The sequence below is a fragment of the uncultured Alistipes sp. genome, from assembly GCF_949296715.1.
Classification (GTDB): domain Bacteria; phylum Bacteroidota; class Bacteroidia; order Bacteroidales; family Rikenellaceae; genus Alistipes.
Genome location: NZ_CASFQD010000013.1, coordinates 53,253 through 79,325 on the forward strand (window position 1 = coordinate 53,253; position 26,073 = coordinate 79,325).

General features: G+C 65.3%; 23 protein-coding genes and 1 riboswitch. Of the genes, 10 read left to right on the forward strand and 13 right to left on the reverse strand.

Annotation, left to right across the window (positions count from 1 at the left end):
• The first annotated feature begins 120 nt into the window (after window positions 1-120).
• Together Q1Y33_RS01700 and Q1Y33_RS01705 are read left to right on the forward strand one after the other, a co-directional pair.
• Window positions 121-1,836, forward strand: a complete 1,716-nt coding sequence (locus Q1Y33_RS01700; RefSeq protein WP_300797632.1) for a glycosyltransferase family 39 protein — start codon at window positions 121-123, stop codon at window positions 1,834-1,836.
• Entirely contained in the window at window positions 1,833-2,201 is a 369-nt protein-coding gene (locus tag Q1Y33_RS01705; RefSeq protein ID WP_300797634.1) for a GtrA family protein, read from the forward strand. The genes Q1Y33_RS01700 and Q1Y33_RS01705 overlap by 4 nt, the downstream gene beginning before the upstream one ends.
• A 120-nt stretch (window positions 2,202-2,321) precedes the next feature.
• On the opposite strand, the gene Q1Y33_RS01710 is transcribed toward Q1Y33_RS01705, so the two are convergent.
• The 6 genes from Q1Y33_RS01710 to Q1Y33_RS01735 form a co-directional block, all read right to left on the reverse strand.
• Window positions 2,322-3,533 carry a glycosyltransferase family 87 protein gene (locus Q1Y33_RS01710; protein ID WP_300797636.1) on the reverse strand — a complete coding sequence of 404 codons (1,212 nt, stop codon included), beginning with the start codon at window positions 3,531-3,533 and terminating at the stop codon, window positions 2,322-2,324.
• A gap of 9 nt (window positions 3,534-3,542) precedes the next feature.
• Complete coding sequence (locus Q1Y33_RS01715) at window positions 3,543-4,262, reverse strand: polyprenol monophosphomannose synthase (protein ID WP_300797638.1); 720 nt, start codon at window positions 4,260-4,262, stop codon at window positions 3,543-3,545.
• A 75-nt stretch (window positions 4,263-4,337) separates the two neighbouring features.
• Window positions 4,338-5,021 carry a DNA alkylation repair protein gene (locus tag Q1Y33_RS01720; RefSeq protein WP_300797640.1) on the reverse strand — a complete coding sequence of 228 codons (684 nt, stop codon included), beginning with the start codon at window positions 5,019-5,021 and terminating at the stop codon, window positions 4,338-4,340.
• On the reverse strand, window positions 5,018-7,075 hold the full coding sequence (locus tag Q1Y33_RS01725) for a TonB-dependent receptor (RefSeq protein WP_300797641.1): 2,058 nt from the start codon (window positions 7,073-7,075) through the stop codon (window positions 5,018-5,020). Before Q1Y33_RS01725 ends, Q1Y33_RS01720 begins: the two co-directional genes overlap by 4 nt.
• 8 nt (window positions 7,076-7,083) lie before the next feature.
• On the reverse strand, window positions 7,084-7,962 hold the full coding sequence (locus Q1Y33_RS01730) for a hypothetical protein (RefSeq protein ID WP_300797643.1): 879 nt from the start codon (window positions 7,960-7,962) through the stop codon (window positions 7,084-7,086).
• Complete coding sequence (locus Q1Y33_RS01735; protein WP_300797645.1) at window positions 7,959-9,014, reverse strand: YncE family protein; 1,056 nt, start codon at window positions 9,012-9,014, stop codon at window positions 7,959-7,961. The genes Q1Y33_RS01730 and Q1Y33_RS01735 overlap by 4 nt, the downstream gene beginning before the upstream one ends.
• A gap of 82 nt (window positions 9,015-9,096) precedes the next feature.
• Window positions 9,097-9,296, reverse strand: a riboswitch (cobalamin riboswitch).
• 86 nt (window positions 9,297-9,382) lie between these two features.
• Between Q1Y33_RS01735 and Q1Y33_RS01740 the strand changes: the two genes are divergently transcribed.
• Genes Q1Y33_RS01740 through Q1Y33_RS01750 form a run of 3 tightly spaced genes read left to right on the forward strand, consistent with a single transcriptional unit; the run spans window position 9,383 to window position 13,466 of the window.
• On the forward strand, window positions 9,383-9,823 hold the full coding sequence (locus Q1Y33_RS01740) for a GNAT family N-acetyltransferase (RefSeq protein WP_300797647.1): 441 nt from the start codon (window positions 9,383-9,385) through the stop codon (window positions 9,821-9,823).
• A complete protein-coding gene (locus tag Q1Y33_RS01745; protein ID WP_300797649.1) occupies window positions 9,820-12,498 on the forward strand; it encodes an AsmA family protein in 2,679 nt (892 codons plus the stop codon). Before Q1Y33_RS01740 ends, Q1Y33_RS01745 begins: the two co-directional genes overlap by 4 nt.
• A 38-nt stretch (window positions 12,499-12,536) precedes the next feature.
• Window positions 12,537-13,466: a lysine exporter LysO family protein gene (locus tag Q1Y33_RS01750; protein WP_300797651.1), complete on the forward strand. Its 930-nt coding sequence runs from the start codon at window positions 12,537-12,539 to the stop codon at window positions 13,464-13,466.
• Window positions 13,467-13,499: 33 nt separating this feature from the next.
• On the opposite strand, the gene Q1Y33_RS01755 is transcribed toward Q1Y33_RS01750, so the two are convergent.
• From Q1Y33_RS01755 to Q1Y33_RS01770, 4 genes are all read right to left on the reverse strand, one after another.
• Window positions 13,500-13,784, reverse strand: a complete 285-nt coding sequence (locus Q1Y33_RS01755) for a transcriptional regulator (protein ID WP_300797653.1) — start codon at window positions 13,782-13,784, stop codon at window positions 13,500-13,502.
• A gap of 114 nt (window positions 13,785-13,898) precedes the next feature.
• Window positions 13,899-14,552, reverse strand: coding sequence for a hypothetical protein (locus Q1Y33_RS01760; protein WP_300797655.1), 654 nt, complete (start codon window positions 14,550-14,552; stop codon window positions 13,899-13,901).
• Between the two features lie 39 nt (window positions 14,553-14,591).
• Window positions 14,592-15,011, reverse strand: coding sequence for a DUF2141 domain-containing protein (locus tag Q1Y33_RS01765; protein WP_300797657.1), 420 nt, complete (start codon window positions 15,009-15,011; stop codon window positions 14,592-14,594).
• 30 nt (window positions 15,012-15,041) lie between these two features.
• Complete coding sequence (locus tag Q1Y33_RS01770; RefSeq protein ID WP_300797659.1) at window positions 15,042-15,272, reverse strand: 2TM domain-containing protein; 231 nt, start codon at window positions 15,270-15,272, stop codon at window positions 15,042-15,044.
• A gap of 648 nt (window positions 15,273-15,920) precedes the next feature.
• Here Q1Y33_RS01770 and Q1Y33_RS01775 point away from each other — a divergent pair.
• A complete protein-coding gene (locus Q1Y33_RS01775; RefSeq protein ID WP_300797661.1) occupies window positions 15,921-16,589 on the forward strand; it encodes a hypothetical protein in 669 nt (222 codons plus the stop codon).
• 342 nt (window positions 16,590-16,931) lie between these two features.
• Here the strand turns inward: Q1Y33_RS01775 and Q1Y33_RS01780 are convergent, their stop codons facing one another.
• On the reverse strand, window positions 16,932-17,222 hold the full coding sequence (locus Q1Y33_RS01780) for a GNAT family N-acetyltransferase (RefSeq protein WP_300797663.1): 291 nt from the start codon (window positions 17,220-17,222) through the stop codon (window positions 16,932-16,934).
• 65 nt (window positions 17,223-17,287) lie between these two features.
• Here Q1Y33_RS01780 and mutY point away from each other — a divergent pair, with 65 nt between their 5' ends.
• Window positions 17,288-18,334 (forward strand): A/G-specific adenine glycosylase, encoded by a 1,047-nt coding sequence (gene mutY / locus Q1Y33_RS01785; RefSeq protein ID WP_300797665.1) that lies wholly within the window; start codon window positions 17,288-17,290, stop codon window positions 18,332-18,334.
• Here mutY and Q1Y33_RS01790 read toward each other — a convergent pair.
• Window positions 18,310-19,260, reverse strand: a complete 951-nt coding sequence (locus Q1Y33_RS01790) for a calcium/sodium antiporter (protein WP_300797667.1) — start codon at window positions 19,258-19,260, stop codon at window positions 18,310-18,312. The two genes, mutY and Q1Y33_RS01790, sit on opposite strands and share 25 nt — an antisense overlap.
• A gap of 34 nt (window positions 19,261-19,294) precedes the next feature.
• Complete coding sequence (gene zupT, locus Q1Y33_RS01795; protein WP_300797669.1) at window positions 19,295-20,095, reverse strand: zinc transporter ZupT; 801 nt, start codon at window positions 20,093-20,095, stop codon at window positions 19,295-19,297.
• Between the two features lie 407 nt (window positions 20,096-20,502).
• On the opposite strand from zupT, the gene Q1Y33_RS01800 reads away from it, so the two are divergent.
• Genes Q1Y33_RS01800 through carB form a run of 3 tightly spaced genes read left to right on the forward strand, consistent with a single transcriptional unit; the run spans window position 20,503 to window position 26,049 of the window.
• Complete coding sequence (locus Q1Y33_RS01800; RefSeq protein ID WP_300797671.1) at window positions 20,503-21,783, forward strand: dihydroorotase; 1,281 nt, start codon at window positions 20,503-20,505, stop codon at window positions 21,781-21,783.
• Window positions 21,783-22,874 (forward strand): glutamine-hydrolyzing carbamoyl-phosphate synthase small subunit, encoded by a 1,092-nt coding sequence (gene carA / locus Q1Y33_RS01805; protein WP_300797674.1) that lies wholly within the window; start codon window positions 21,783-21,785, stop codon window positions 22,872-22,874. The genes Q1Y33_RS01800 and carA overlap by 1 nt, the downstream gene beginning before the upstream one ends.
• The gene (gene carB / locus Q1Y33_RS01810; RefSeq protein ID WP_300797676.1) at window positions 22,867-26,049 is read left to right on the forward strand and encodes a carbamoyl-phosphate synthase large subunit; all 3,183 of its coding nucleotides are present in this window, start codon (window positions 22,867-22,869) and stop codon (window positions 26,047-26,049) included. The genes carA and carB overlap by 8 nt, the downstream gene beginning before the upstream one ends.
• Window positions 26,050-26,073: the final 24 nt, after the last annotated feature.

Consider the following 26,073-nt stretch of genomic DNA (forward strand, 5'->3'; position numbering starts at 1 on the left):
CGGATCGGCAAGCCGCGGCGCGGATTTTTAATGAACAAATTGTAAACAGCCGCCGCGCCGAAGGTTTGTGGCCTTCGTGCGCGTGAAATGCGATAAAATTTCGTATCTTTGGCCGCAGCTATGGAGCGTATTGTCCGAAAGAGATTTCCGCAGCTGGGAGCCGACGCGCTGGTGGCCTTGTGGCTGGGCGTGTGGTGGATGTGCAACCTGCTGCAGGCCGGCCTGACGGAGCTGGCCAACGACGAGGCCTACTACCACATGTTCGCCGAGCGGCTCGCATGGGGCTACTTCGACCATCCCCCGATGACGGCGCTGCTCGTGCGGTTGGGCGGCCTCATGGCGGGCGGCGAACTGGGCGTGCGCCTCTTCTTCACGCTGCTGCAGCCGCTCTACCTCTATGTTTTCTGGCGGCTCATCCGCCCGGCGGAGGCCACGCGCCGCGATGCGGCGCTCTATGTCGTGCTGTCGGCCGCGACGCTCATCCTCGAGCTCTACGGCTTCATCGCCGTGCCCGACGGCCCGCTGATGATGACCGCGGCGCTCTTCCTCTGGACCTTCCGCAACTTCGCCGAGCGGCGGCCCCTCGCCTGGCTCTGGATGGGCGTGGCGATGGCCGCGATGGCCTACAGCAAGTACCACGGGGCGCTGGTGGTGATCTTCTGCCTGGCGGCCAACCCGCGCCTGCTGCTGCGCCCCGGGCTCTACGCCTCCGGCGCCGTGGCCCTCGTGCTCCTCGTCCCGCACCTGCTCTGGCAGTACGAACACGACTGGGCGTCGTTCGCCTACCACCTCGCGGGGCGCAACTCGGTCTTCCGCCCCAACTACCCCGTGGAGTTCCTGCTCAACGTGCTGGTGGTCTTCAACCCCTTCTTCGTGCCGCTCTATGTTCAGGCCTGGCGTAAGACCCGGCCACGGAACGCCCTGCAGCGGGCACTGAAGCTGCTGCCGCCCGCCTTCATCGGCTTCTTCCTCCTCTCGTCGCTGCGCGGCTACGTGCAGCCGCAGTGGATCATCGTCGCGACGTTCGGCCTGCTGTGGGTGCTCTTCGACTACGCACGCCGCCATCCCCGCACACGCCGCTACCTGATGCGGGCCGGCGGTGTGACGATCGCCCTGGTGGCGCTCGTGCGGCTGGAGATGATCTTCAACCCGCTGCACATCCGCTTCGAGGTCTTCGACAACGCCGCGAGCTACGGCGAGATCGCCCGCGTGGCCGACGGTCGCCCGGTCGTCTTCCGCCACGGGTATGCCGTGGCGGCCAAGTACCGCTTCTATACGGGCTGCGAGGCCTACTGCCAGCCCAATATCCGCTACCGCACGCACCAGTGGCAGTTCCGGGACGATGACGACCGCTTCGCCGGGCGCGAGGTGCTCGTCGAGACCGCGGCGCGCCCGGCCTCCGACACGACGTCGGCCGTGCGGAGCGTCGCGCTGGCCAACGGCAGGCGCTTCACGTGGCTTGTCGACAGCTGCTACCTCCCGACGCGGCGTGTCGGGATCGCCTGCGAGGGGCTGCCCGCACGGGTCGCGCCGGGCGAGGAGCTGACGCTCACGCTGCACCTGGAGAATCCCTATGACTACGACATCCGGGTCGACGGCCGCCCCCTTTCGCTCGTCATGCTGTGGAAGCACGGCCGCTTCCGCGTCGAGGAGTTCCCCGTGGAGGCGGCGCCCTTCACCCTCCCGGCCCGCAGCCATCTGACGCTGGAGGTGCCCCTGCGCGTCCCCGACGAGCTCGCCGGGACGGATTTCGATGCCGGCTTCGCCCTGCGCCGCGAGGGCTACGTCAACTGGTTCAACGGTAAACCCCTCCGCGTGGAGGTTGCACATCTATGATCGAACAGTTCATCAAATTCTGCCTCGTGGGCGGGTCGGGCGTCTTCGTCGACTTCGGCATCACCTACCTCTGCAAGGAGTGGCTGCGCCTGAACAAGTACCTGGCCAATTCGCTCGGGTTCCTCTGTGCCGCCACGACGAACTACATCCTTAACCGGCTGTGGACCTTCGGCAGCAGCGACCCGCATGTCGCGGCCCAGTACCTGCGTTTCCTGGGCATCTCGCTCGTGGGCCTTGCGATCAACAACCTGACGATCTACGTGCTGCACGACCGCTTCCGGCTCAACTTCTACCTTGCCAAGCTCTTCGCTATCGGCGTGGTGACCTTCTGGAACTTCTTTATGAACTACTTTTTCAACTTCTGATCCGCCGGGGACCGGAGGTTGCGCCAAACGAAAGGACGCTCCGCCATGCGGCGGGGCGTCCTTTCGTTTCGTGTGCTGAACGACCGGTATCCGGGAGCGGTCCGGACGTGCGGGACTGTGTCAGCGGTTCTTCTGCAGCTGCACGCCCTGCAGGGCCGGCTCTTCGGCGGCGGGCATGCGCAGCACCGACAGGCACATGCGCAGCCAGAGCGCGACGAGCAGCCACAGGTTGATCTGCGGATCGTAGAAGAACCGCATGACGGCGGGCGGGCACAGCACGTCGACGGGCATGACCACGACGACGAGCAGGATTGCCCAGTAGAGGATGCGGTCGAAGCGCGTGAGCGCCCCGAGGCGCTTCATGGTCCAGTACCACATCTGGTAGCCGATGAGCATGATGACGTAGGTGTGGCCCTCGCTCGAGTTGCTGAAGAGGATGACGTAGCCCATCAGTACGGCCAGCGCCCCGATGCGGAACTCGGGCCGCGCCCAGCTGCGGTGTTTGGCCAGCAGCCCGGCGGCCAGCAGGAGCAGCACGCCCGCCTGCACGTAGACGCGGTAGGGCAGCAGCCCCAGCGGCCGCAGGTAAAAGATGTTCATCCACGGGCGGGTCTCCTTGTGCGAGAGGAGGGCGTCGGCCCAGGCGCCGTACCAGCCGGGAAGTTCGTCGAGCGGCATGTTGACGGCGGGGGCCAGCGTGAGCACCGCGCCGATCGCGACGGCGTAGCCGAGGTTGCGCAGCAGGTGGGGGTAGCAGAGCAGCAGTCCGAGCTGGAAGATGCCGTAGATCTTCGTGAAGCCCGAGATCATGATGAGCAGCACGGCCAGGAAGGCCTCCTTCGCGCCGCCGCGCTCCAGCAGCGAGTAGGCGAACAGGAAGAGGCAGGCGACGGTGACGTTGTACTGGAACGAGAGCTGCGTGCAGGCGAGGATGAGGAACGTGTAGAGGAACGACCGGCACTTCTCCTCGCGCGTGAAGCGTGCGGGCAGCGAGAAGACGGCCGCGAACCAGAGCGAGAAGTTAAAGACGTTCCAGACGAACGGGCCGATGCGGTCGGGCAGGTAGGCGAACGGTGCGAAGAGGATGTTGAAGAGCGGCCCGTAGAGGTAGTAGTCGAGGTGCGGGACCGCCTCGCGCCAGCTGGAGCCGTAGGGGGCGATGTGGTCCCAGAACATGCGGGTCGACTCGGCGAAGATCATGAAGTTGCGCTGCCGCCCGCGCAGCACCTCCGAGAAGGTCAGCGCCAGAACGATGAGCAGGCCTGCAAAAAAGAGGTTGCGCGGGGAGAGGAAGAATTCCCCGACCCGCGCGAGTCTGTTTTTCAATGTCATGGTGTCGGATTATTTGCGGCCGCGGATCTTGCGCAGCGGCAGTTTGAGTACGCCGAAGAGCGCTTCGCCGAAGATGCCGCCCGACATCTTCGAGGCCCCTTCGCGGCGTTCGGTGAAGATGATCGAAACTTCGCGCAGCTTCATGCCGAGCTTCCAGGCCGAGTATTTCATCTCGATCTGGAACCCGTAGCCCTTCATGCGGATGCGGTCCAGGTCGATCGTCTCGAGCGCCCGGCGCGAGTAGCAGACAAAGCCGGCCGTGGCGTCGCGCAGCGGCATGCGCGTGACGATGCGCACGTACATCGAGGCGAAGTAGGACATCAGCAGCCGCCCCATGGGCCAGTTGACGACGTTGACGCCCTGCACGTAGCGCGAGCCCACGACCACGTCGTAGCCCTCGGCCGCCGCGCGGTAGAGGCGCACCAGATCGTCGGGGTTGTGCGAAAAGTCGCAGTCCATCTCGCAGATGTAGTCGTAGCCCTGCTCCAGCCCCCAGCGGAAGCCCGCGAGGTAGGCCGTGCCGAGACCCAGCTTGCCCTTGCGCTCGAGCAGGTGCAGCCGGTCGGGAAACTCCCGCTGGCGTTCGCGGACGATTGCCGCTGTGCCGTCGGGCGACCCGTCGTCGATGACGAGCATGTCGAAGGGTTCGGGCAGCGAAAAGACCTTCGAGATCATCGCCGAGATGTTCTCCTTTTCGTTGTAGGTCGGAATGATTACCAGTTTGCGCATGGCGTCGGTGTTTCGTTTTTCACCCGCAAATATAATACTATTTTGCCGATTTGTCCGATTTGTCCGCGAGGTTCGTTATTTTGCCGGTCGTTTCATGGCGCGGATGCGCTGCTTGTCGGCCTTTTCCACGCGCCACGACTCGGTGATTTTCTGCAGCGAGCGGTTGAAGGTCCAGTCGTCGAGGCGGCACCGGTCGAGCCACGCTTCGGTCCGCTCGGGGAACTTCACGTAGCAGACCGACACGGCCCACGCCACGCCCATGCGGGCGTAGTAGGCCTCGCAGCGCACGGCGTCGAGAAGCCCGAGCAGCTCGTCGAGGTGGTCTTCGTCGACGAAGTTGCCGAGTGCCGTCACCGCGGCGAAGCGCGCCTCGAATTCGCGCGGCGAGTCGAACAGGGGCCGGATCAGCCGCCACATCGGCTCGCGCTCCTCCTTGCGCAGCCGCCAGCAGAACGCGTCGCAGACGGCCCAGTTGTCGATCGTCGGGACGAACGCCCGGACCCACGCGAGCCGCTCCTCCACCGGGCAGCGGACGTAGCCGATGACCAGCCCGCGGAGCATGCGCTCCTCGAAGTAGCGGATGTCGCCGTCGCGGAGCAGGTCGTGCCACGCATCGCCGCGGGCGATTTCGCGGGCCAGTGCGCGCAGCCTGGGCAGGCGGATGCCTATCAGGTCGGTGACGCCCGGCAGCAGCGAGGCGTTGAACTGTCGATAGTCGGGGTCGCTCATGGCGACGAGCCGTTCACGGAGCCTGTTCATCGTTTGCGGAATTTGGGGGTGATGCCCAGGAAGAACGAGACGTTGAGCCGCGGCATGGGCCGCGAGAGGACCGTTTCGTACTCCTCGTTCAGCAGGTTGTGGATGCAGCCCTTGAGCGAGAACGACGCCCACGGGCATTCGAAGCTGCGGGCGAGCGAGAGGTCGCTCATGAAGTAGGGCTTCACGCGCCCCAGCACGCCGGGGTCGTTGTCCGTCATCGTGTAGCGCTCGCTGTACCAGCACCACTTGTAGCCGAGTTCCCAGCGCCGCCACAGCAGCCGCGCGGTGAAGGCCGCCGAGTAGACCGGGATGTAGACCAGCTGCTTGCCCACGGAGCGGTCCGCGGGGCTGAACTTGTCGCCGCGGTTGATCGAGCGCGTCCAGGCGAAGTTGCCGTCGAAGCAGGCCCGCCAGCCGCCGTTCCAGGCCGCCTCGGCCGTGAGCTTCGTCTCGATGCCGTAGCTGTGTACGCGCCGCACGTTGACCGGCGTGTAGATGCCCTGCTTGGCGGTGGCGATCCAGAGGATCCAGTCGTCGATATAGGAGTCGAAGGCCGTGACGGAGGCCTTCAGGCTCCGCCCTTTGCCGCCGAGCGCCGTCTCGACGCCGGCATCCCACGTCCAGCCGTGCTCGGGCTTGAGGTCGGGGTTGCCGCCCGGGCGGAAGTAGAGGTCGTTGAGGGTCGGGAAGCGGTAGTTGCGCGCCGCCGAGGCCTTCACGACAACGTTGCCGCGCCGCGAGAGCAGATAGTCGGCGAAGAGTGCCGGGATCAGGGGCGTCGTGCGGTCGCCGTAGAGCTCCCAGCGCAGGTCGGCCGCCACGCCCAGCCGCGGGTGCGGGCGCCACTTCACGGCGGCGAAGGCCGAGGCCTCGAAGCGCTGCTTGCGGTAGAGCGTGTCGGCGTGCTGGCCCGTGACGTAGTCGATGACCGAAAGGTCGCCCGTGCGCGTGTCGTGCTGGTGCATGGAGAGGCTGCCCGTGAAGAGCCACCGCTCGCCGAGGGCGTATTCGGCCTCGGCCTCGGCGAAGAGTGTGCGGATGCGGCTCTGCGCATCGGTCGCCGAGAAGAAGTTGCCCTGTCCCTCGACGTCGACGCGCATCAGGTAGCGCATCTCGGTGTGGGTGTAGCCGCCGCGCACCTCGGTCTTCAGCCCGCCGCGCAGCCGCTGCCACGCCGCCACGGCGCGCAGCGTGCGTTCGTCCTGCGTGTTGCGCTTCTGCTTGTCGGTGTTGCGCTCGGCGCTGGTCATCGCCAGCCCGCGGTGCGAGTCGAGGTACCAGGCCGCCAGCGAGAGCCGGTCGCCGCCGCGCGTCGTGCAGTAGAACTCCTGCATCACGTGCAGGTCGCGGAAGCCTCCGCCGCGGTTGCGCTGCAACGGGTAGTATGAGTCGACGATGTTGCCGTTCTCGTCCGTGACGATCTGCTTGGTGTTGTAGTTGTGGTAGCGGAAGTCGTTTTCCGAGGTGCTGCACAGCAGGCGCGTGGAGCTGCTCCAGCGCTTCCCGCGCCAGGTCAGGCGGGCGAACTCGTCGAAGGTCGAGAACGACCCCACGCCCTGCACGTAGCGCAGCGAAAGCCCCTCCTCCTCGGGCGGCGAGGTCTTCAGCGTCACGGCGCCGCCCAGTCCGCCCCCCGTGATGCCCACCGAGCTGGCGCCGTGGAAGACCGCCGCGTCGTCGATGAAGTAGGAGGGGATGAGCGAGAAGTCTACCTGCCCGAGCATCGGCGAGTTGACCTTCATGCCGTTCCACGTCACCTGCGTGTGCGAGGGCGCCGTGCCGCGGAACGAGGCCGTCGCGAGCGTCGCGCGGCCGTAGGACTTGATGAAGATGGTCGTTCCGGTGGTCAGGGCGTCGGCCAGCGACGAGGTGATGTTCTCGCGCAGGACGGTGCTGTCGATCTGCGTGCGCTGCACGCCGATCTGCTTCATCGGGCGGCTCGCGGCGATCTCCACCCGTTCGATGTCGATGCTGCGCGCCGTCGCGTCGCCCTGCGCGGCGGCGGTCGCCGTGCAGAGAGCCGAGAGCAGGAGGAGGATGACGTTCCGGAGCACTGCGGCGGTTACTCTTTGCGGGTGACGGTGCGGAAGCAGCCGATGCCGCACACCTCGGTCGAAATCTCGCCGATGTTCGGGCGCGTGTCCCTCACACCGGTCTGTACCTTGATGAAGTCCACCTGCGTGAGGTTGGCCGGCGCCCCGTCCTCCGTCACGGCGTTGGCGATGCGCAGGCAGTTGATGCCGCTCACCAGATCGCGGCTCGACGCGTTGTCGGCATATCCCCAGCCGAAGGCCACCATGACGTAGCGGCCGTCGTCGGCCTCCGTGACATTGCTCGGAAGCAGCGTCCCGCCGAAGGAGAAGGCCGGCTCTTCGAGCCAGGCCGGGAAGTAGCTCTCCTGCGTATGGAAGTCGTTGCGCTCGACGATCCCTTCGTTGCCGCGGTTGTCGCGCCAGACGATCTCGCCGCCGGGCTGCTCCGGACGGTAGTAGGTAATCGCGTATTCCCGGTCGGAGCGGTCGAACTCGCTGCCGCGCAGCTCGTACCAGGTGTCGTTGGGCAGCCCGTCGCCGTTCGTGTCCTGCATGACGTAGACGATGCCCGGCTCGGACGACCCGTCGAAGGTGTTGCCGCGGACCCACAGCTCGTAGTCGTCGCCCGCCGGGACGGGCTCGTCGAAGCGGGCGACGAGCATGCCGCCCCAGCCGCCCAGCGAGACGTAGTTGCCTTCGGCCAGGCGCCGCTCGGCATAGGCGCAGGCTCCGTCCGCGGTCGTTTCGCCGTTGAAGCCGCTCTGCGGCTCGTTGATGAACTGCCCCGGCGCCGGGGTGTACTCGATGATGCGGTCGGCGGGCTGCGAAATGCGGCTCGTGACGAACTCCTCGCTCGAATTGCAGGCGGCGGCCGCCGCGGCGAGGATCAGCAATGCGTATCTTTTCATGGCTTGACTGTGGTTTGCGGTTTGAAGCAGAACGAGCCCGGCACGATGCCCACGCGCAGCGTGTCGACGGCCCGGCCCTGCGGCGTGAAGCGGTAGACGACGCCGTGCTGCACGTAGTCGATGGCGTCGGCGACGTAGACCTCCGACGTTGTGGGATCGACCCCCAGCCCGTAGTAGATCGTTCCGGCATAGGGCAGGAAGGGTGTTGCGGGGAGCTGCTCGTCGTCGACGCGCATGCGCCAGACGTCGCGGTTGATGAAGTAGAGCGTGTCTCGCCGTCCGTTGAGGGCGAGCCGCGCGGGGTGGTCGCCCGCCGGGAAGGAGAAGGTGCGCTCGATGCGGCGCGTCGCGGCGTCGATGCGGTAGAGGACCGCGGGGTCGTTCAGCCCGTCGGTCACGGTCCAGAGCTTGCCGTTGCGGTCGACGGCCAGCGCCGAGGGCTGGCGTCCCACGGTGATCGAGTCGACGAGCCGCTCCGTGCGGGTGTCGATGACCAGCAGCTTGTTGTCGTAGGACCAGCAGTTGACGAAGACCTCGTCGCCCCACTGCACCATCTGTTCGGTCGACTTGTGGCCGTTGGTCGCGATGTGGCCCCGGATGCGGTTCGTGCGGGCGTCCGCGACGGTGATGCGCGGGTCGTAGAGGTCCGTAATGTAGAGCGTCGTGTCGTTCGGGAAGTGCACGTAGCGGGGCGAGACGACCCCCTCGATGATACCCCGCAGGCGGAACGTTGCGGGGTCGATCTCGTAGACTGCGCCCGAGTTGTTGACCACGACGTAGGCGCGGCCGTCGTGCAGGCTCATCGACTGGGCCACGTCGCCGAGCTTCATGCCGTTGGCGCGGATGAAGACCTCGTTCTCGAGCTGCCGCGTCGCGGGGTCGTAGTACGAGAGCGAGGCGTTGTCCCACGTGAAGTTGCCCTCGCAGGTGATGAAGACGCCGCGGCCCGAGGTGGCGAATGCCTCCTCGTCGAGCGGTCCGTAGTCCATGCAGGCCGTGGCCAGCGCCGCGGCCGCACAGCAGGCGGCGATATGTCCTTTCCAGCGTCTCATCCGTATCGTGGCGGGCGGGGCGCGTGGCGGGGGAAAAGAGGAATTTCACACGGACACGTCACCCCATTCTCCGCAGGGTTCGTAAGGTTCGGAGCGCAATGGCAGGTCTTCTGACTCGTTACCGTTCGGGCGCCTTCCCGTCCCCGGGGGACAGTGGCGTGATGCCGGAACGCAGGGTGTAACTCACAGCAGCGGGAACTGTTGCCGGTTTGCACGGCATTCCCTTTTGATCCGGACGGCGCATGCGGCCGTCCCTGTGGAACCATTGCGCGGCAAAAGTAACCTTTTTTTGCGAGATTGCCATGCGTATTCGTGCATTTCGGCTAAAAAGATTATCTTTGCGGAACAGTGAGAGGTTTCGAAAGGGCATGGAAACGGTGATCGATACGGTGAGCGAGGTGACGCCGTCCGTGTGCGAGGCGTTCGCGCGGCTCATGCCGCAGCTCTCGGCGCGTCTGGGCGCCCCCTCCGCCGAACGGCTGCGGCGCATCTGCTTATCGCCGGCCTCCGCGCTGCTGGCCGCACGGCGCGGTGCGGAGATCGTCGGGCTGCTGACGCTCGTGTGGTACGACGCCCCCTCGGGCCGCAAGGCGTGGATCGAGGATGTGGTCGTCGATGCCGCGGCACGCGGCTGCGGCGCGGGTGAGGCGCTGGTGCGTGCAGCGCTTGCGCGTGCCCGGCAGGTGGGGGCCGACCGGGTGATGCTCACCTCGTCGGCGGCCCGCACGGCGGCCCGGAACCTCTACCGGAAAGTGGGATTCGAAGAGGCGGAGACGACGGTTTTCGCCCTTAAAACGGAAGAACAATGAAGAAATTTCTGAAAATTACGGCAACGGTGGTGGCCGTGGTGCTGGTGGCGGCGATCGTTACGCCGCTGCTGTTTCGCGGACGGATTGTCGAGATCGTCAAGCGCGAGGCCAATGAGATGCTGACGGCGCGGCTCGATTTCGAGAAACTCGACATCAGCCTGCTGCGCAACTTTCCCAACGCCTCGCTGAACCTCAAGGGGCTGACACTCGTCGGTACCGACCGCTTCGAGGGCGATACGATCGTCGCGGCCAAGCGTATTTCGGTGGTCGTGAACCTCATGTCGCTCGTGGGCGATGAGGGGTTCGAGGTGCGCAAGATCGTCCTTGCGTCGCCCGCCGTACATGCGCACAAGCTTGCCGACGGCGCGGTCAACTGGAACGTGATGAAACCCTCGGGCGAGGCCGACACGACGGCTGCCGCGGAGGAGAACTCCTCGGCGTTCCGCCTTTCGGTCCGCGACTTCCGGATTTCGGATGCCGTGATCCGCTACGAGGACGACTCGACGAACATGCAGTTCCGCACGGCGCCGCTGTCGCTCGGGCTCCGGGGCGACCTGTCGGCCGACGAGACGCAGCTGGACCTCGACCTGCTGGCCCGGGGCGTCAGCCTCACGCAGGGCGGCGTGCCGCTGCTGAGCGATGCCGAGACGGCGCTCGACGCCGAGATTTCGGCCGACCTGGTGAACGGCCGCTTCACCTTCTCGCGCAACACACTGCGCCTGAATGCCATCGAGATGCGCCTCGACGGCTGGGTGCAGCAGACCGACGATGCCCTGACGATGGATATCAGCGCCGGATGCAGCGACGTGCGCTTCAAGGACCTGCTGTCGCTCATCCCGGCCTTCTACAAACACGAGTTCCGCAACCTGGCGGCGTCGGGCGAGCTCTCGATGGAGCTCTGGGCCCGGGGCGAGATGCGCGGGTCGCAGCTCCCGGCCTTCGAGATGAAGACCGAGGTGCGCAACGGCAGCTTCCAGTACTCCTCGCTGCCGAAGGCCGTTACCGACATCAACATTTCGGCCTGTGTCTCCAACCCCGGCGGGGTGATGGATCAGACCGAGGTGGATGTTTCGGCCTTCAGCCTGAAGATGGCGGGCAACGCCCTTTCGGCCACGTGCCACGCGACGAACCTCATGAGCGATCCCGTGTTCCGGGCCACGGCTTCGGGCCGCGTGGACCTGGGGGCCGTGCGCGAGGTCTATCCGCTGGAGGAGGGGATCGATCTCGACGGCCAGGTCTCGGCGACGCTCAAGCTCTCGGGCCGCAAGTCCGATGTGATGCAGAAGCGTTACGGCCGGATTGCCGCCTCGGGTACGTTCGTCGTCGAGCAGCTGGGCCTGCACGTGCAGAATCTGCCGGAGGTCTTCATCCGGCGTGCCGCCGCGACCATCACGCCGCAGTCGATGACGCTCGGCGAGTTCGGTGTGACGGTGGGGCGGAGCGACCTGGCGGCCAACGGCCAGCTCACGGGCTACCTCGGCTACCTGATGAACGGCGATCCGCTCTCGGGCCGCCTCTACGTGAAGTCTGATCTGCTGGACCTGAACGAGATACGTGCCGCGGTGCCCACGTCCGGCGAGCCGGAGGCCGAGGCGGAGAAGAGCGCTTCCTCCGGGCCCGTGCAGGCGATCGTCGTGCCGAAGAACCTCGACCTGTCGCTCAATACCGACCTGAAGAAGGTGCTCTTCGACAAAATGACCCTGACCGACATCTCGGGCGAGATGCACGTGGCGGGCGGCAGGCTGTCGCTCGACAGGCTGGGCCTGCAACTCTTCGGCGGCAAGGCGGCGCTTTCGGGCAGCTACTCCACGGCGGAGGACCCGTCGCGTCCGTCGCTCTCGCTGGCGGCTTCGATTACGAAAGCCTCCTTCGCCAGGACGTTCGAGGAGGCGGTGGCCGTGCAGCAGCTTGCACCGATCTTCGAGAAGACGAGCGGCGACTATTCGCTGTCGATTGACATGAAGACGACGCTCGACGCCGCGATGTCGCCCGACGTCACGACGCTCGAGGCGACGGGCGAGCTCCGTTCGGAGAATGTCCGCGTCGAGGGTGTCGAGGCGTTCGACAAGCTGGCCGACCTGCTGAACAACGACAAGCTGCGCCGCATCGAGGCCCGGGACCTGTCTATCCGCTTCAAGGTCCGCGACGGCCGTGTCACGACGGAGCCCTTCGACCTGAAGATGGGCGACGTGAATGTCAACATGTCGGGCTCCACGGGGCTCGACCGGACGATCGACTACACGGCGAAGGTGACCCTTCCGAAACAGGCTACGGGCGGGGTGCTGGGCGCCATCAACGTGGGTATCGGCGGCACCTTCACCGCGCCCAAGATTACGCTGGGCATGCAGGAGACGGTCGAGGAGGTCGTATCGAACGTCGTGGCGGACCAGCTGGACAACCTGACGGGCGGACGCGGCGCGCTGCTTTCGGACGACACCGCGACGCGGGCCGCCGCCCTGCGCGAGGAGGCGCAGCGTGCGGGCGAGAAGCTCATCGAGGCGGCCGAAACGCAGCGCCGGAAGCTGGTCGATGCCGCCGCCAAGAAGGGCGCCCTGGCGAAGATCGCCGCCGAGGCGGCGGGTGACGCTCTGGTCGACGAGGCGAAGAAGCAGGCCAAGGCGCTGGTTGCCGAAGCCGAGAAGCAGATCGAGAAACTCTCGCAGCAGGAGCAGTAGCGATGCTTGCGGTTTTTACCGCCATACTGGCGGGTATTGTGACGGGGCGTCTGTGCAGGGGCAGACGCCTCGCCTTTGTTCCCCGGCTGATTGCCGGGGTGATCCGGGCGCTGCTCTTCCTGCTCGGCCTCGAGGTCGGGTCGGACCCGGCCGTTGTCGGGGGCATGGCGACGCTCGGAGCCGCCGCCTTTCTTCTCTTTGCCGGGGCAGTCGGCGGGAGCATCGGAGCGGCGTGGCTGCTGTGGCGCCTGATCCGCCGCCGGGCGGCTGCCTGCACGACAGACGGCACCGGGGAGGAGCGGACGGAGCGTGGCGGCGCCCCGGCTGCCGGAGAGACGGCTCCTGCTGCGACGTCTCTGTGGAATACGCTCCGGGGCAGCCTTGTCATCGTCGCCTTCTTTGTGGCGGGCCTGCTGGCCGGGTTGTGCCTGCCGCCCCGGGCCCTGCCTGCCGGTGCGAGCACGGCGGTGCTCTACCTGCTGATGTATTGCGTCGGCATCACGCTCGGCCACGACGAGATGCTTGCCCGCCGGGTCCGTCGGCTGGACCCGCGGCTGGCCCTGCTGCCCCTTGCCACGGCCGGCGGTACGCTTGCCGGTGCGGCGCTTGTCACGCCGCTGCTCGGCGAGGGGTCCGTGACGGACTCGCTGGCTGTCGGGGCGGGCTTCGGATACTATTCGCTTTCGAGCATCTTCATCGCCGACATGCGCGGGCCCGAACTGGCCACCGTGGCCCTGCTGTGCAACGTCATGCGGGAGTTGTTCACGCTCGTGGCCGCGCCGCTCGTCTCCCGCTGGGCGGGGCCGCTGGCCGCCGTGTCGATCGGCGGGGCCACGACTTTCGACACGACGCTGCCCGTCATCACGCAGGCCGCCGGAGCCCCCTACGCCGTGGTGTCGGTCTTCCACGGCTGCGTGCTCGATTTCAGCGTCCCGTTTCTGGTGACGTTCTTCTGTTCGTTGGGATAGAGTGAACAGGGCCCCGGAAACGGGGCCCTGCCGCTATTTTCTGATATAGGTCTGCAACGCCTCGACATACTCCGCGAAGGCGTCGCGCCCCGCGTCGGTGATGCGGCAGACCGTGCAGGGCATCTTGCCCCGGAAGGTCTTTTCCACGGTGATGTAGCCCGCCCTGGACAGCTTGTCCAGCTGCACGGAGAGGTTGCCGGCCGTGGCGCCGGTCTGCTGGCGGATGAAGACGAAGTCGGCGCTTTCGACCCCGATGAGGATCGACATCACGGCCAGCCGGAGCTCCGAGTGCAGCAGCGGATTAAGCTCCCTGAACATGGCGGTGCGGTTTTGCCTTCGCGGCGGCGTCCGGCCCGGGATGCGGACTTCGGGCGGCGAAGCGGGTTTGTCGGGGTTCCGACGGGGAACCCGTATGGGGTGCGGTCTGCATGGTCATTTTGTTTCGCGGCGGTTCTGGTAGTTGATGATGTGCCCCGGGATGATCATCATGACGACGAAGATCGCCGCGAAGATCAGAATCTCGTTGTGCAGCGCGAGGAAGCCCTCCTGCCCCGGAGCGGCCTGCGACGCAAACCGTGACTTCATCGCGAAGTCGTTGAGGGCGAAGAGTGTCGAGAGCGCCATGCCGAGCAGCCCGCTGACGGCGTAGACCTTCGAGCGGACGATCAGTCCCGTGGCGGCCGTCCCGATTGCCATCGTGAGTGCGATCATCATGAAGAGGCTCGTGCGGTAGAGCCATCCGTGGTAGAGGCAGATCACGAAGGTCGGGATGAGCGCCAGCGAGCAGACGAGCCACAGGGCGTTGACGATGCGGTCGATCTCGGTGCGGGGCTCGGTGCTCTTTTTCGCGGGGAAAAGGCGCATCAGCACCACGCCGAGCACGGGAATCAGGAACCAGCTCAGCGACCATTCAGGATCGGCACTCTTGATTCGTATAAGGTAATTGAACAGCGAGATTGCCACGGTGGTGTAACCCCAGACGAGGAACGGGCGTCCGGCGTTGTGCTCGAGCCGTCGGCGCGTGTTGCGGATCATGCGCGTGATGAGTTCGATGCTCTCCTGCGCGTCGAGTTTTCTCTCTTCCATTATGCTGTGCGTTTTGCGATTTGTGTGTTGTGTTTGCGGTTATTTCCCGTTGCCGGGTTGCGGTGCGGAGGTCTGCTGCGAAGCGCCGTCCGCAGCCTTCGGGCCGAAATCGTAGCGGAGTTCGAAAAGCATCTCTCTGGCCGGATCGTCGCGGCGGATGACGAACGAGCCGACCCCTTCGGCCGGAAGACCGTCGTCGCGGCAGTCGAGCCGGTAGTTGCCGTTCTCGTCGTGCAGCACGTAGAGCATGGCCGAGTCGGCACGGATCGGGCCGAGCTCGATGACCGCCTGCCCGGCGGCGGGTTGCTCCATGCCCTGGCGGCTCAGGTTATCCGCGCCCTGAAGTGTCCAGAGGACGAGCCCCTGGTCGGAGCGCAGCCCCGTAATCGTGACTTTCGGATTTTCAGCGGCGGCCGCCGCGCCGAGCAGCAGGGCCGCACAGGTCAGTATTCGTTTCATGGCGGTGGGGATTGGGTGTCGCGTGTCGGGTTATTTGGTCTCTTCCTCTTCGTCGCATCCGACAAGGTGGAAGAGCAGGGGCAGCAGCAGGGCGAGGCCCCAGCCGCCGGCTACCCATGCGACCCACCAGTAGTGGGGCGACGTCAGGGCATTGACCAGCGTAAGGAATCCGCAGATTACGGCGTAGGTAATGGCGTTGCGTGCGAAGCGGCGTGCGAATCGCGCACGGCGGTCGTTGCGGGCAGTTTGTATCGTCTCCATGATTTTTCGGTTTGTGAGCAAGGCTCGGTTCGTATCTCTGATGCAGATATAAAGTAGTTTATTATATAAACCAAATTTTTCGACAGAAAATTTCGACTGGGGGCTGGAACATTGTTTTTTCGTCGGGATGAGGTGGGGCGGCTCTGCCCGAAACTGGACTTCCGGTTGCAGAATTAGGGAGCGGCCAGCGGTGGCAATAAATACGTAATACATAATAACGCTTGGCGCGTCTCATTCTTATGCCCCTTTTGTTTCCCTGCAAGACCAGTTCTCTTTCCGCCGCAAGGCTAATCCCCGATTTGGTTCCGATGGCGGGGAAGCGGACGGGCGGCTGAAAGCGTGAGCGGCGGGGACGGTTTGCTTGCAAACCCGCGAACAGTCGCCCGACGCCGCTTTCAGACGTCCGGACGCCGGCATCGGAATCGGTCGGGTGGCTTTTGCTGCTTTTCGCCACCGAAAAGCAGGGAAAAAGAAAAAGTCTTTCTGGCGTTTTTCCGAAAAACGCAAAGAGTTTCGGAAGGAAGAGGTGCTTACAACCTCTTTTTTCTTTGTACTTTTGGGGCCAAAAGTACCAAAAGCCTCCGCACGTCGTTCTCCGCGGGAGGATACGCCCCGCGGCGCTGCCCGGGGCGCGCAAGATCGGGGCCTATGCGCCACCCCGTGACTGCCGCGCCGCGCGTCGCATTCTCTTTTTCCGCGTCGAACGAGAGTGCGGAATCGTGGTGCCGCCGCTGGCGGCAGACAATTATTAAATGCGCCCGATGTTCCCAACCGCATATTCCATTTTTATTCTTCTTCTGCATGGTGATTCCCGACTTGGTTCCGATGGCGGGGAAGCGGACGGGCGGCTGGAAGCGCCAGCGGTGGGGACGGTTTGCTTGCAAACCCGCGAACAGTCGCCCGACGCCGCTTTCAGACGACCGGACGCCGCCATCGGAATCGGTCGGGTGGCTTTTGCTGCTTTTCGCCACCGAAAAGCAGTTAAGAAGGATTTTTCGGGCGTTTTTCAGAAAACAGATAAAAAAGAGTTTTTCTGTACTTTTGGGGCCAAAAGTACCAAAATCCTCCGCACGTCGTTCTCCGCGGGAGGATGCACCCCGCGGCGCTGCCCGGGGCGCGCAAGATCAAGCCTATGCGCCACCCCGTGACTGCCGCGCCGCGAGCCGCACCCTCTTCTTCCGCGTCGAACGAGAGTGCGGATTGATTGTGCCGCCGCTGGCGGCATTAATAATAAGGGCGCTTAAAAAATTTTTTTCGCGTATTAATCCCCGACTTGGTTCCGATGGCGGGGAAGCGGACGGGCGGCTGAAAGCGTGAGCGGCGGGGACGGTTTGCTTGCAAACCCGCGAAGTCGCCCGACGCCGCTTTCAGACGTCCGGACGCCGCCATCGGGATCGGTCGGGTGGCTTTTGCTGCTTTTCGCCATCGAAAAGCAGGGAAAAAAGAAAAAGTTTTTCAGAGGTCTTCTCCGAAAGCCGTAAAAAGACTTCGAGAGGCTTTTTGCTGCTTTTCGCCATCGAAAAGCAGAGAAAAAGAGGAGGAGAGGGTCAAAAACTCATCTCCGCACCGGAAAAAGGTGCGGATCACGGGTGTCGCCAACGGCGGCAAAGGATATTGACAATACAAATTCCGATTGTCGGCGGGGTCCCGGCAGAGGAGCTACTCCTTTGCCACGACCTCCTGCCACCCGGGGTGACGCTCGATGTAGCGGACGACATACGAACACTCCGGCACCACACGCAGCCCCCGCGTGCGTACCTCCTCCAACACGGCCTGCGTGAGTGCCGCGGCGATGCCGCCGCCGCGCAGCTCCTCGGGAACTATCGTGTGGGTCAGCGCCAGCGCGCCGGGCCGCTCCTCGTATTCGATGTAGGCCCGGTGCCCGTCGATTTCGAAAAAGTAGCGCCGGGCGGCTGCATCGTGCCGCAGGGTGTAGGGGGTGTTTTTCATGGGGATGTCGATTTTTTGCGAAGATACTTCAAATTCGGTTCCGTTGTCGTACCTTTGCCTCCGTCATGGAGGATTTTTCCCGCATATTGCTCGACTGGTACGCCCGCTGCGGGCGTGACCTGCCGTGGCGCCGCACGCGCGATCCCTACCGCATCTGGCTCTCGGAGGTCATTCTCCAGCAGACGCGCGTGGCGCAGGGGCTGGACTACTACCGGCGCTTCGTCGAGCGCTTCCCCGACGTGCGGGCGCTGGCCGCGGCCTCGGAGGACGAGGTGCTCAAGTTGTGGCAGGGGCTGGGCTACTACAGCCGGGCCCGTAACCTGCATGCGGCGGCCCGGCAGGTTGTCGCGCAGTTCGGCGGGGTGTTTCCCGCGGAGGTGAGCGTCGTGCGTTCGCTGCGCGGCGTGGGCGACTATACGGCCGCGGCGATTTGCTCGGCGGCGTGGGATCTGCCCTGCGCCGTCGTCGACGGCAATGTCTACCGCGTGCTGGCGCGGCTGTTCGATCTGGAGACCCCGATCGACACGGCGGCCGGGAAGCGGGCCTTCGCCGAGCTGGCGCAGCGGCTGCTCGACCGAACCCGTCCGGGGCTGTACAATCAGGCGATCATGGATTTCGGGGCGCTGCAATGCACCCCCGCACAGCCGCAGTGCGGCGACTGCCCCTTCGGGGATCGGTGCCTGGCCCGTGCGGCCGGAAGCATTGCCGCACGTCCCGTCAAGCGGGGCCGCGCGCAGACGCGCGACCGCTGGTTCAACTACCTGCACATCACCTGCGGGGAGCGGACGGTGCTGTGCCGCCGCGGCGCGGGCGACATCTGGCAGGGGCTCTACGAGTTCCCGATGGTGGAGACCCCCGCCGCCGCGGAGTTCGACTGCCTGACCGCGACGGAGCCGTTCCGGCGCTGGGTCGGGCCGTCGTGGCACCTGGTGCGGAGCGTCCGCATGCCGCGCCACCAGCTTTCGCACCAGACCCTCCATGCGGTCTTTCACCGGATCGAGGTCCCGGCGCTGACGCCCGATGCGGCCGCGGCCACCGTGCCGGCGTCGGCACTCGGCGAATATGCCGTGCCGCGCCTGCTCGACCGCTACCTGATGAGCTGCCAGATGTAGAGGGCGTAGATCACAAGGAAGATCACCCCTTCCCAGCGGTCCACGGCCTTGCGGCGGAACGTGAAGGCCGTCAGGAAGAGGAGCAGCGACGTGAGGATCACCACCGCGAGGTCGGTCGTCGTGATGCCGCCCATGGTCAGCGGATTGATCGTGGCGCTCAAACCCAGAATCAGCAGGATGTTGGCGATGTTCGAGCCGATGACGTTGCCCAGCGCCATGTCGGCCTTGCCCTTGATGAGCGAGACAACCGATGAGGCCAGCTCGGGCAGCGACGTGCCGCCCGCCACGAGCGTGATGGCGATGACCGATTCGCTGACGCCCAGCTGCCGGGCGAGCGCCGTGGCGCTGTCGAGGAAGAGCTCGCCGCCGAAGACCAGCCCGGCCAGGCCGCCGACGATCATCACCGCAGCGAGCCATGCCGCCATCGGGGCCTTTGCGCCCTCGGCCGGTGCCTCCTCGGTGCGGCCTGCGGCGCGGATCGTATACCACATCAGCGCGATGTAGAGTATGAGCATCAGGATGCCGTCGCCTCGGCCCAGCCGGTCGGTCGGGCCGAGGTGCAGCAGGGCGTCCGACGCCAGTACGAAGAGCAGCAGCGAGACGGCCATGCCGATCGGGATGTCGCGGCGGATGGTGCTGCGCGTGAGGGGCAGCGGGCGGATCAGGGCGCAGATGCCCAGGATGACGAAGACGTTGAAGATGTTCGAACCGACGATGTTGCCGATCGCCACGTCGCTCTTGCCGGCAATGGCCGAGAGGACGGAGACCACCAGTTCGGGGGTCGAGGTGCCGACGGCGACGATCGTCAGTCCGATGATGAATTCCGGAACGCGCAGCCGCTGAGCCACGGCCGCGGAGCCGTCCGTCAGAAAGTTCGCGCCGGCGAGGATCAGCCCCAGGCCGACGATAAGCAGCAGAATATCCATTGTGTTACAGTGTTTTTTGGGGTTTTCGGAAGGTTTATGCGAGCAGCAGCAGGCTGACGGCCATCAGGGCCATGCCGGCCACGACGCCGTAGATCGACGTGTGGGCCTCGCCGTACTCGCGGGCCGCGGGCAGCAGTTCGTCGATCGAGATGAAGACCATGATGCCGGCCACGGCGGCGAGGATGCAGCCCATGAGCGTCGGCGTCATGAAGGGCATGAGCACGAGGTAGGCGAGCAGCGCCCCCACGGGCTCGGCGAGTCCCGAGAGCAGCGACAGCAGGAAGGCCTTGCGGCGGCTACCCGTGGCGTAGTAGACCGGCACCGAGACGGCGATGCCCTCGGGGATGTTGTGGATGGCGATGGCCACGGCGATGGCCGCGCCGAGCGTCACGTCGTCGACGGCCGAGGCGAAGGTGGCGATACCCTCGGGGAAGTTGTGGATGCCGATGGCCAGCGCCGTCAGCAGCCCCATGCGCATGAGCTTCGTATTGCGTGGGCGCGCCTCCATCTCCTCGACGCTGTGTGCCTCGTGGGGGTTTTCGACCGAGGGGACGAGGCGGTCGATGATGCCGATGAGCAGGATGCCCGCAAAGAAGCTCGCCACGGTGACGGCGCCGCCCGCCTGCTGCCCCCACTCGGCGGCGAGCGTGGCGTTGGCCTGCTGGAAGAGCTCGACGAACGAGACGTAGACCATCACGCCGCCCGACAGGCCGAGCGAGAACGACAGCAACCGCTTGTTGGTGCGGTGGGCGAAGAAGGCGATGGCGCTGCCGATGCCCGTCGCCAGTCCGGCGCCGAGCGTGAGCAGCAGGGGTATGAGAATCTTCTGTTCCATAAATACCGGTGTTTCGCATGGGACGGGGCGGCCGCTCGCCGGCGCCGCTGCCGTCCGCCGTTTGCGGGCAAAGATAGTGTTTTTCGCGGGAAACACACTCCCCCGAATGCGGGTATTTGTTGTCGGGAGGTCGGGGTGTGCGGAGCTGCTGCCGGGAGGCGGCGGCCCGGGCGGGAAAAATTTTTCCGACCAAAGGTTTGCACGCTCCGCGAAAAAGCCTTACCTTTGTAGACAATTATAGCGACCCGCATCCTATGAATTGCAACCACGACATCTCCACGGCGCAGGTTTTCCGGCAGCACGTCCATTGGTCGGGGTTTCAGTCTCCGGTGGATACGGGCATTGTTGTCTTATTAGGGTAACTGTTTTTCAGTTGCCCTATTTTTTTGCGCTCCGGCGCCTGAACTATGAGAACCGTTTACACCGAAGCCCAAATCTATCGCGGCGGCCGCTTCGAAGAGGGCCCGCTGGCCGTCGAGCAGGGACGCATCGTCCCCTTCGGCACGCCGCGCGACGACGACCGTGTCGTCAGCCTGCGGGGATTGTGGATTGTTCCCGGGCTTGTGGACGTGCATGTGCACCTGCGCGAGCCGGGATTCCCGCAGAAGGAGACCATCGCCACCGGCACCGCCGCCGCCGCACGCGGAGGCTACACCGCGGTCTGCTCCATGCCCAACCTCAATCCGGCACCCGATTCCCCGGAGACGCTGCGCGTGCAGACCGACCTGATCCGCCGCGACGCCGTGGTGCGCGTGCTGCCCTACGGCTGCATCACGAAAGGACAGCGCGGCTGCGGCACCCTGGCCGACCTGGAGGCGCTGGCACCCGAGGTCGTCGGCTTCTCGGACGACGGGCGCGGCGTGCAGTCCGCCGAACTCATGGAGGAGGCGATGCGCCGCGCCGCGGCCCTTCACAAGCCGATCGTGGCCCACTGCGAGGTCGACGAGCTGCTGCACGGCGGCTACATCCACGACGGCGTCTACTGCCGCGAACACGGCCACCGCGGCATCTCGTCCGAGAGCGAGTGGCGGCAGGTCGAACGCGACATCGAGCTGGCGGCCCGCACCGGGTGTCAGTACCACGTCTGCCACGTCTCGACGCGGGAGAGCGTTGAGCTGGTGCGGCAGGCCCGGGCACGGGGATTGCGCGTGAGCTGCGAGACGGCGCCGCACTACCTGCTGCTCTGCGACGAGGAGCTGCGCGAGGAGGGGCGCTTCAAGATGAATCCGCCGATCCGCAGCCGCGAGGACCGCGCGGCGCTCATCGCCGGCATTCAGGACGGCACGATCGAGGTCGTCGCCACGGACCATGCGCCCCACACGGCCGGGGAGAAGCTGCGCGGCCTGGCCCGCAGCGCCATGGGCATCGTGGGGCTCGAGTGCGCCTTCCCGCTGCTCTACGAGTACCTTGTGCGGCGGGGCGTCATCACGCTCGAACGCCTCGTGGAGCTCATGTCGGAGAATCCGCGCCGGCTCTTCGGCCTGGGCGGCGGACGGCTCGACGGGGGCGATGCGGCCGACTTCACGGTGCTCGACCTCGATGCGGCCTGGGAGATCGAGCCGGCGGCCTTCCGCTCGAAGGGGCGCGCCACGCCCTTTGCCGCGTGGCCCGTGCACGGACGCGCCGTGCTCACGGTCGTGGACGGACGGCCGGTTTACGAAGACGAAACGATGAAAACCATTCGATAATGAAACCCTACACCAAAAAAATTGTCCTGGAGAACGGCCGTGAGTTCTACGGCTACGGCTTCGGTGCGGACCGGGAGTCGATCAACGAGATCGTCTTCAACACCTCGATGGTCGGTTATCAGGAGATCGTCTCCGATCCCTCGTACACGGACCAGACGGTGGTGATGACCTACCCGCTGATCGGCAACTACGGCACGGCCGAGGAGGATTACGAGACGAAGTTCCCGACCATCGGCGGCATGATCGTCCGCGAGTACAACGACATCCCGTCGAACTTCCGCTACACGCGCACGCTCAACGAGGTGTTCGAGGAGATGGGCATTCCCGCCATCTCGGGGATCGACACGCGCGCCCTGACGCGCATCATCCGCGACGAGGGGTCGCAGAAGGTCCTCATGACCGACGCCTCGACGCCCCACGAGGAGGCGATGCGCCGGCTGCGCGCCTACGAGCTGCCGCACGACATGGTAGCGCGCGTGAGCTGCAGGAAGCGCTGGTTCTCGCGCACGCCCAACCACCGCTTCGACGTGGTGGCCATCGACTGCGGCATCAAGTACAACATCATCCGCTGCCTGAACCAGAAGGGGTGCAACGTGACGGTCGTGCCCTACGACGCAACGGTGGAGGAGATTCTGGCCTTCCGTCCCGACGGCATCTTCCTCTCGAACGGTCCGGGTGACCCGACCGACGTCGAGCCGGTGATCGAGAAGGTGCGGGCGCTGAAGGGCCGCCTGCCGATCTTCGGCATCTGCATGGGCCATCAGATGGTGGCGCTGGCCTACGGCGCGCGGACCTTCAAGATGAAGTTCGGCCACCGCGGCGGCAACCACCCCGTGAAGTGTCTCACGACAGGCAAAATCGAGATTACGAGCCAGAACCACAGCTACGCCGTGGACATCGACTCGCTGAAGGGTACGCCGCTGCAACTCACGCATGTCAACCTGCTGGACAACACGGCCGAAGGGGTCGAGTGCCCCGAGGAGATGGTCTTCTCGGTGCAGTACCATCCCGAGAGCGCCCCGGGCCCGCAGGACAGCACCTATTTGTTCGACAAGTTCATTAAAATGATGGAGGAGCACAAAAATGCCTAAGAGAAGAGATATCAACAAGGTGATGGTCATCGGCTCGGGCCCGATCGTCATCGGCCAGGCCGCGGAGTTCGACTACGCGGGCACGCAGGCCTGCATGGCCCTTCGCGAGGAGGGATACGAGGTCGTGCTGGTGAACTCGAACCCGGCGACGATCATGACCGACACGCACATCGCCGACAAGGTCTACATGGAGCCGCTGACGCTGGAGTATGTGGCCAAGATCATCCGCTACGAGCGTCCCGACGCCATCGTCCCGGGACTGGGCGGACAGACGGGTCTGAACCTGGCGGTGCAGCTGGCCAAGAAGGGTATCCTCCAGGAGTGCCAGGTCGAGATTCTGGGTACGTCGTTCGAGTCGATCGAGCGGGCCGAGGACCGCGAGCTCTTCAAGGAGCTGTGCCAGTCGCTCGGCGAGCCGGTGCTGCCCTCGGAGGTCGCCTCCTCGACCGAGGAGGCCGTGGCGATCGCCTCGCGCATCGGCTATCCCGTCGTGCTGCGCCCCGCCTTCACGCTGGGCGGCACGGGCGGCGGCTTCGCCGACAACGAGCAGGAGCTGCGCGAGATGATGCGCAACGCGCTGTTCCTCTCGCCCGTGCATCAGGTGCTCATCGAGAAGAGCATCAAGGGCTACAAGGAGATCGAGTACGAGGTGATCCGCGACAGCAACGACACGGCCATCGCCATCTGCAACATGGAGAACATCGACCCGGTGGGCATCCACACGGGCGACTCGATCGTCGTGGCCCCGAGCCAGACGCTCACCAACCGCGAGTACCAGATGCTGCGCGACTCGGCGCTGAAGATCATCCGCGCGCTGAAGATCGAGGGCGGCTGCAACGTGCAGTTCGCGCTCGACCCCCTCTCGTTCAAGTATTACCTGATCGAGGTCAACCCCCGTGTCTCGCGTTCGTCGGCCCTCGCGTCGAAGGCCTCGGGATACCCCATCGCGCGCGTCAGCGCCAAGATCGCCGTGGGCCTGACCCTCGACGAGATCCGCATCGCCAATACGCCGGCCTCGTTCGAGCCGACGCTCGACTACGTGGTGACGAAGATCGCCCGCTTCCCCTTCGACAAGTTCTCCGACGCCTCGAACAAGCTCGGCACGCAGATGAAGGCCACGGGCGAGGTGATGGCCGTGGGCCGCACGATCGAGGAGTCGCTGCTCAAGGCCGTGCGGTCGCTCGAGACGGGCGTCTGCCACATCTACCACAAGAAATTCGACACGTGGTCGAACGACGAACTGCTCGCCTACATCAAGGACGGCACGGACGACCGCCTCTATGCCATCGCGCAGCTCATCCGCGGGGGCATCGACCTGGTGCTGATCTACAACCGCACGAAGATCGACATGTTCTTCCTCGAGAAGTTCAAGAACATCGTCGAGTTCGAGCGCGTCGTGCGCGACCATCCGATGGACGTCGAGACGCTGCGCGACGCCAAGCGCATGGGATTCAGCGACAAGTATATCGGCCAGCTGTGGGGCCTCTCGCAGCACGAGATGTACCGCCTGCGCGAGCGCAACGGCATCTTCCCCGTCTACAAGATGATCGACACGTGCGCCAGCGAGTTCTCCTCCTACGTGCCCTACTTCTACTCGACCTACGAGACCGAGAACGAATCGGTCGTGAGCGACAAGCAGAAGATCGTCGTGCTCGGCTCGGGCCCGATCCGCATCGGACAGGGCGTCGAGTTCGACTACTCGACCGTCCACGCCATCTGGTCGATCCGCGCCGCGGGCTACGAGGCGATCATCATCAACAACAACCCCGAGACCGTCTCGACGGACTACACGACCAGCGACAAGCTCTACTTCGAGCCGCTGACGGTCGAGGACGTGATGAACGTCATCCACCTCGAGCACCCGAAGGCGATCGTCGTCTCGCTCGGAGGCCAGACGGCCATCAACCTCGCCGAGCCGCTCGCCGAGCTGGGCGTGCCGATCATCGGCACCGACTGCGAGGCGATCCGCAACGCCGAGGACCGCGGCTGCTTCGAGAAGATCATGGAGGAGCTGCGCATCCCGCAGCCCGAGGCCGAGGCCGTGACGGACATCGAGGCGGGCGTGCGCGCCGCGGCCCGTATCGGCTATCCGGTGCTCGTGCGTCCGAGCTACGTGCTGGGCGGCCGCGCCATGCAGATCGTCTCGAACGAGGAGCGCCTGCGCCACTACCTGCAGACGGCCGTTGAGGTCAACGAGGACTCGCCGGTGCTCGTCGACCGCTACATCATGGGCAAGGAGCTCGAGGTCGACGCCATCTGCGACGGCCGCGACGTCTTCATCCCCGGCATCATGGAGCACGTCGAGCGCACGGGCATCCACTCGGGCGACTCGATCAGCGTCTACCCGACCTTCAGCGTCGGCGAAAAGGCCAAGCGCAAGATCATCGACTACACGGTGCGGCTGGGCCTGCGCATCGGCATCGTGGGCCTGTACAACATCCAGTTTATCCTCGACGGCGAGGAGGATGTCTACGTCATCGAGGTCAACCCGCGCTCGTCGCGCACGGTGCCCTTCCTCTCGAAGTCCACAGGCGTGCAGATGGCCCACATCGCCACGCAGGTGATCCTCGGGCGGTCGCTGCGCGAGCAGGGCATCACCGAGGTCTACGGCCGGGAGAAGGAGCGCTGGTACGTCAAGGCCCCGGCCTTCTCCTTCGCGAAGATCCGCGGCATGGACTCCTACCTCTCGCCCGAGATGAAGTCCACGGGCGAGGCGATCGGCTACGACGACAAGCTTACGCGCGCCCTCTACAAGGCGCTGCAGGCCACGGGCATGAACGTCTCGAACTACGGCACGATCTTCGTCACGATCGCCGATCAGGACAAGCCGCAGGCGCTGCCGCTCGTGCGCCGCTTCTACGACCTGGGCTTCAACATCGAGGCGACGACCGGTACGGCCGAATTTCTCCGGGCGCACGGGCTGCGCACGCGCACGCGCCGCAAGCTGAGCGAGGGCAGCTCGGAGATCATCGACTCGCTGCGCCAGGGCCACGTCAGCTACGTCATCAACACGATCGACATCAACCAGCACAACACGCGCCTGGACGGTTATGAAATCCGCCGCACGGCCGTCGAGAACAACGTGACGGTCTTCACGGCGCTCGAGACGGTGAAGGTGCTGCTCGACGTGCTGGAGGAGATCACGCTGCGCGTCTCGACGATCGACGCCAAATAACATCCGGGAGCGATCCCGACCCGG

Excerpts from the sequence above, each read along its gene's own strand:
- Q1Y33_RS01800 (WP_300797671.1), top strand. The coding sequence starts at position 20,503 with ATGAGAACCGTTTACACCGAAGCCCAAATCTATCGCGGCGGCCGCTTC.
- Q1Y33_RS01775 (WP_300797661.1), top strand. The coding sequence starts at position 15,921 with ATGCGCCACCCCGTGACTGCCGCGCCGCGCGTCGCATTCTCTTTTTCC.
- Q1Y33_RS01780 (WP_300797663.1), bottom strand. The coding sequence starts at position 17,222 with ATGAAAAACACCCCCTACACCCTGCGGCACGATGCAGCCGCCCGGCGC.
- carA (WP_300797674.1), top strand. The coding sequence starts at position 21,783 with ATGAAACCCTACACCAAAAAAATTGTCCTGGAGAACGGCCGTGAGTTC.
- Q1Y33_RS01745 (WP_300797649.1), top strand. The coding sequence starts at position 9,820 with ATGAAGAAATTTCTGAAAATTACGGCAACGGTGGTGGCCGTGGTGCTG.
- Q1Y33_RS01755 (WP_300797653.1), bottom strand. The coding sequence starts at position 13,784 with ATGTTCAGGGAGCTTAATCCGCTGCTGCACTCGGAGCTCCGGCTGGCC.
- Q1Y33_RS01700 (WP_300797632.1), top strand. The coding sequence starts at position 121 with ATGGAGCGTATTGTCCGAAAGAGATTTCCGCAGCTGGGAGCCGACGCG.
- Q1Y33_RS01730 (WP_300797643.1), bottom strand. The coding sequence starts at position 7,962 with ATGAAAAGATACGCATTGCTGATCCTCGCCGCGGCGGCCGCCGCCTGC.
- Q1Y33_RS01760 (WP_300797655.1), bottom strand. The coding sequence starts at position 14,552 with ATGGAAGAGAGAAAACTCGACGCGCAGGAGAGCATCGAACTCATCACG.
- Q1Y33_RS01715 (WP_300797638.1), bottom strand. The coding sequence starts at position 4,262 with ATGCGCAAACTGGTAATCATTCCGACCTACAACGAAAAGGAGAACATC.
- Q1Y33_RS01770 (WP_300797659.1), bottom strand. The coding sequence starts at position 15,272 with ATGGAGACGATACAAACTGCCCGCAACGACCGCCGTGCGCGATTCGCA.
- Q1Y33_RS01765 (WP_300797657.1), bottom strand. The coding sequence starts at position 15,011 with ATGAAACGAATACTGACCTGTGCGGCCCTGCTGCTCGGCGCGGCGGCC.
- carB (WP_300797676.1), top strand. The coding sequence starts at position 22,867 with ATGCCTAAGAGAAGAGATATCAACAAGGTGATGGTCATCGGCTCGGGC.
- Q1Y33_RS01705 (WP_300797634.1), top strand. The coding sequence starts at position 1,833 with ATGATCGAACAGTTCATCAAATTCTGCCTCGTGGGCGGGTCGGGCGTC.
- Q1Y33_RS01740 (WP_300797647.1), top strand. The coding sequence starts at position 9,383 with ATGGAAACGGTGATCGATACGGTGAGCGAGGTGACGCCGTCCGTGTGC.
- Q1Y33_RS01735 (WP_300797645.1), bottom strand. The coding sequence starts at position 9,014 with ATGAGACGCTGGAAAGGACATATCGCCGCCTGCTGTGCGGCCGCGGCG.
- Q1Y33_RS01790 (WP_300797667.1), bottom strand. The coding sequence starts at position 19,260 with ATGGATATTCTGCTGCTTATCGTCGGCCTGGGGCTGATCCTCGCCGGC.
- zupT (WP_300797669.1), bottom strand. The coding sequence starts at position 20,095 with ATGGAACAGAAGATTCTCATACCCCTGCTGCTCACGCTCGGCGCCGGA.
- mutY (WP_300797665.1), top strand. The coding sequence starts at position 17,288 with ATGGAGGATTTTTCCCGCATATTGCTCGACTGGTACGCCCGCTGCGGG.
- Q1Y33_RS01710 (WP_300797636.1), bottom strand. The coding sequence starts at position 3,533 with ATGACATTGAAAAACAGACTCGCGCGGGTCGGGGAATTCTTCCTCTCC.
- Q1Y33_RS01720 (WP_300797640.1), bottom strand. The coding sequence starts at position 5,021 with ATGAACAGGCTCCGTGAACGGCTCGTCGCCATGAGCGACCCCGACTAT.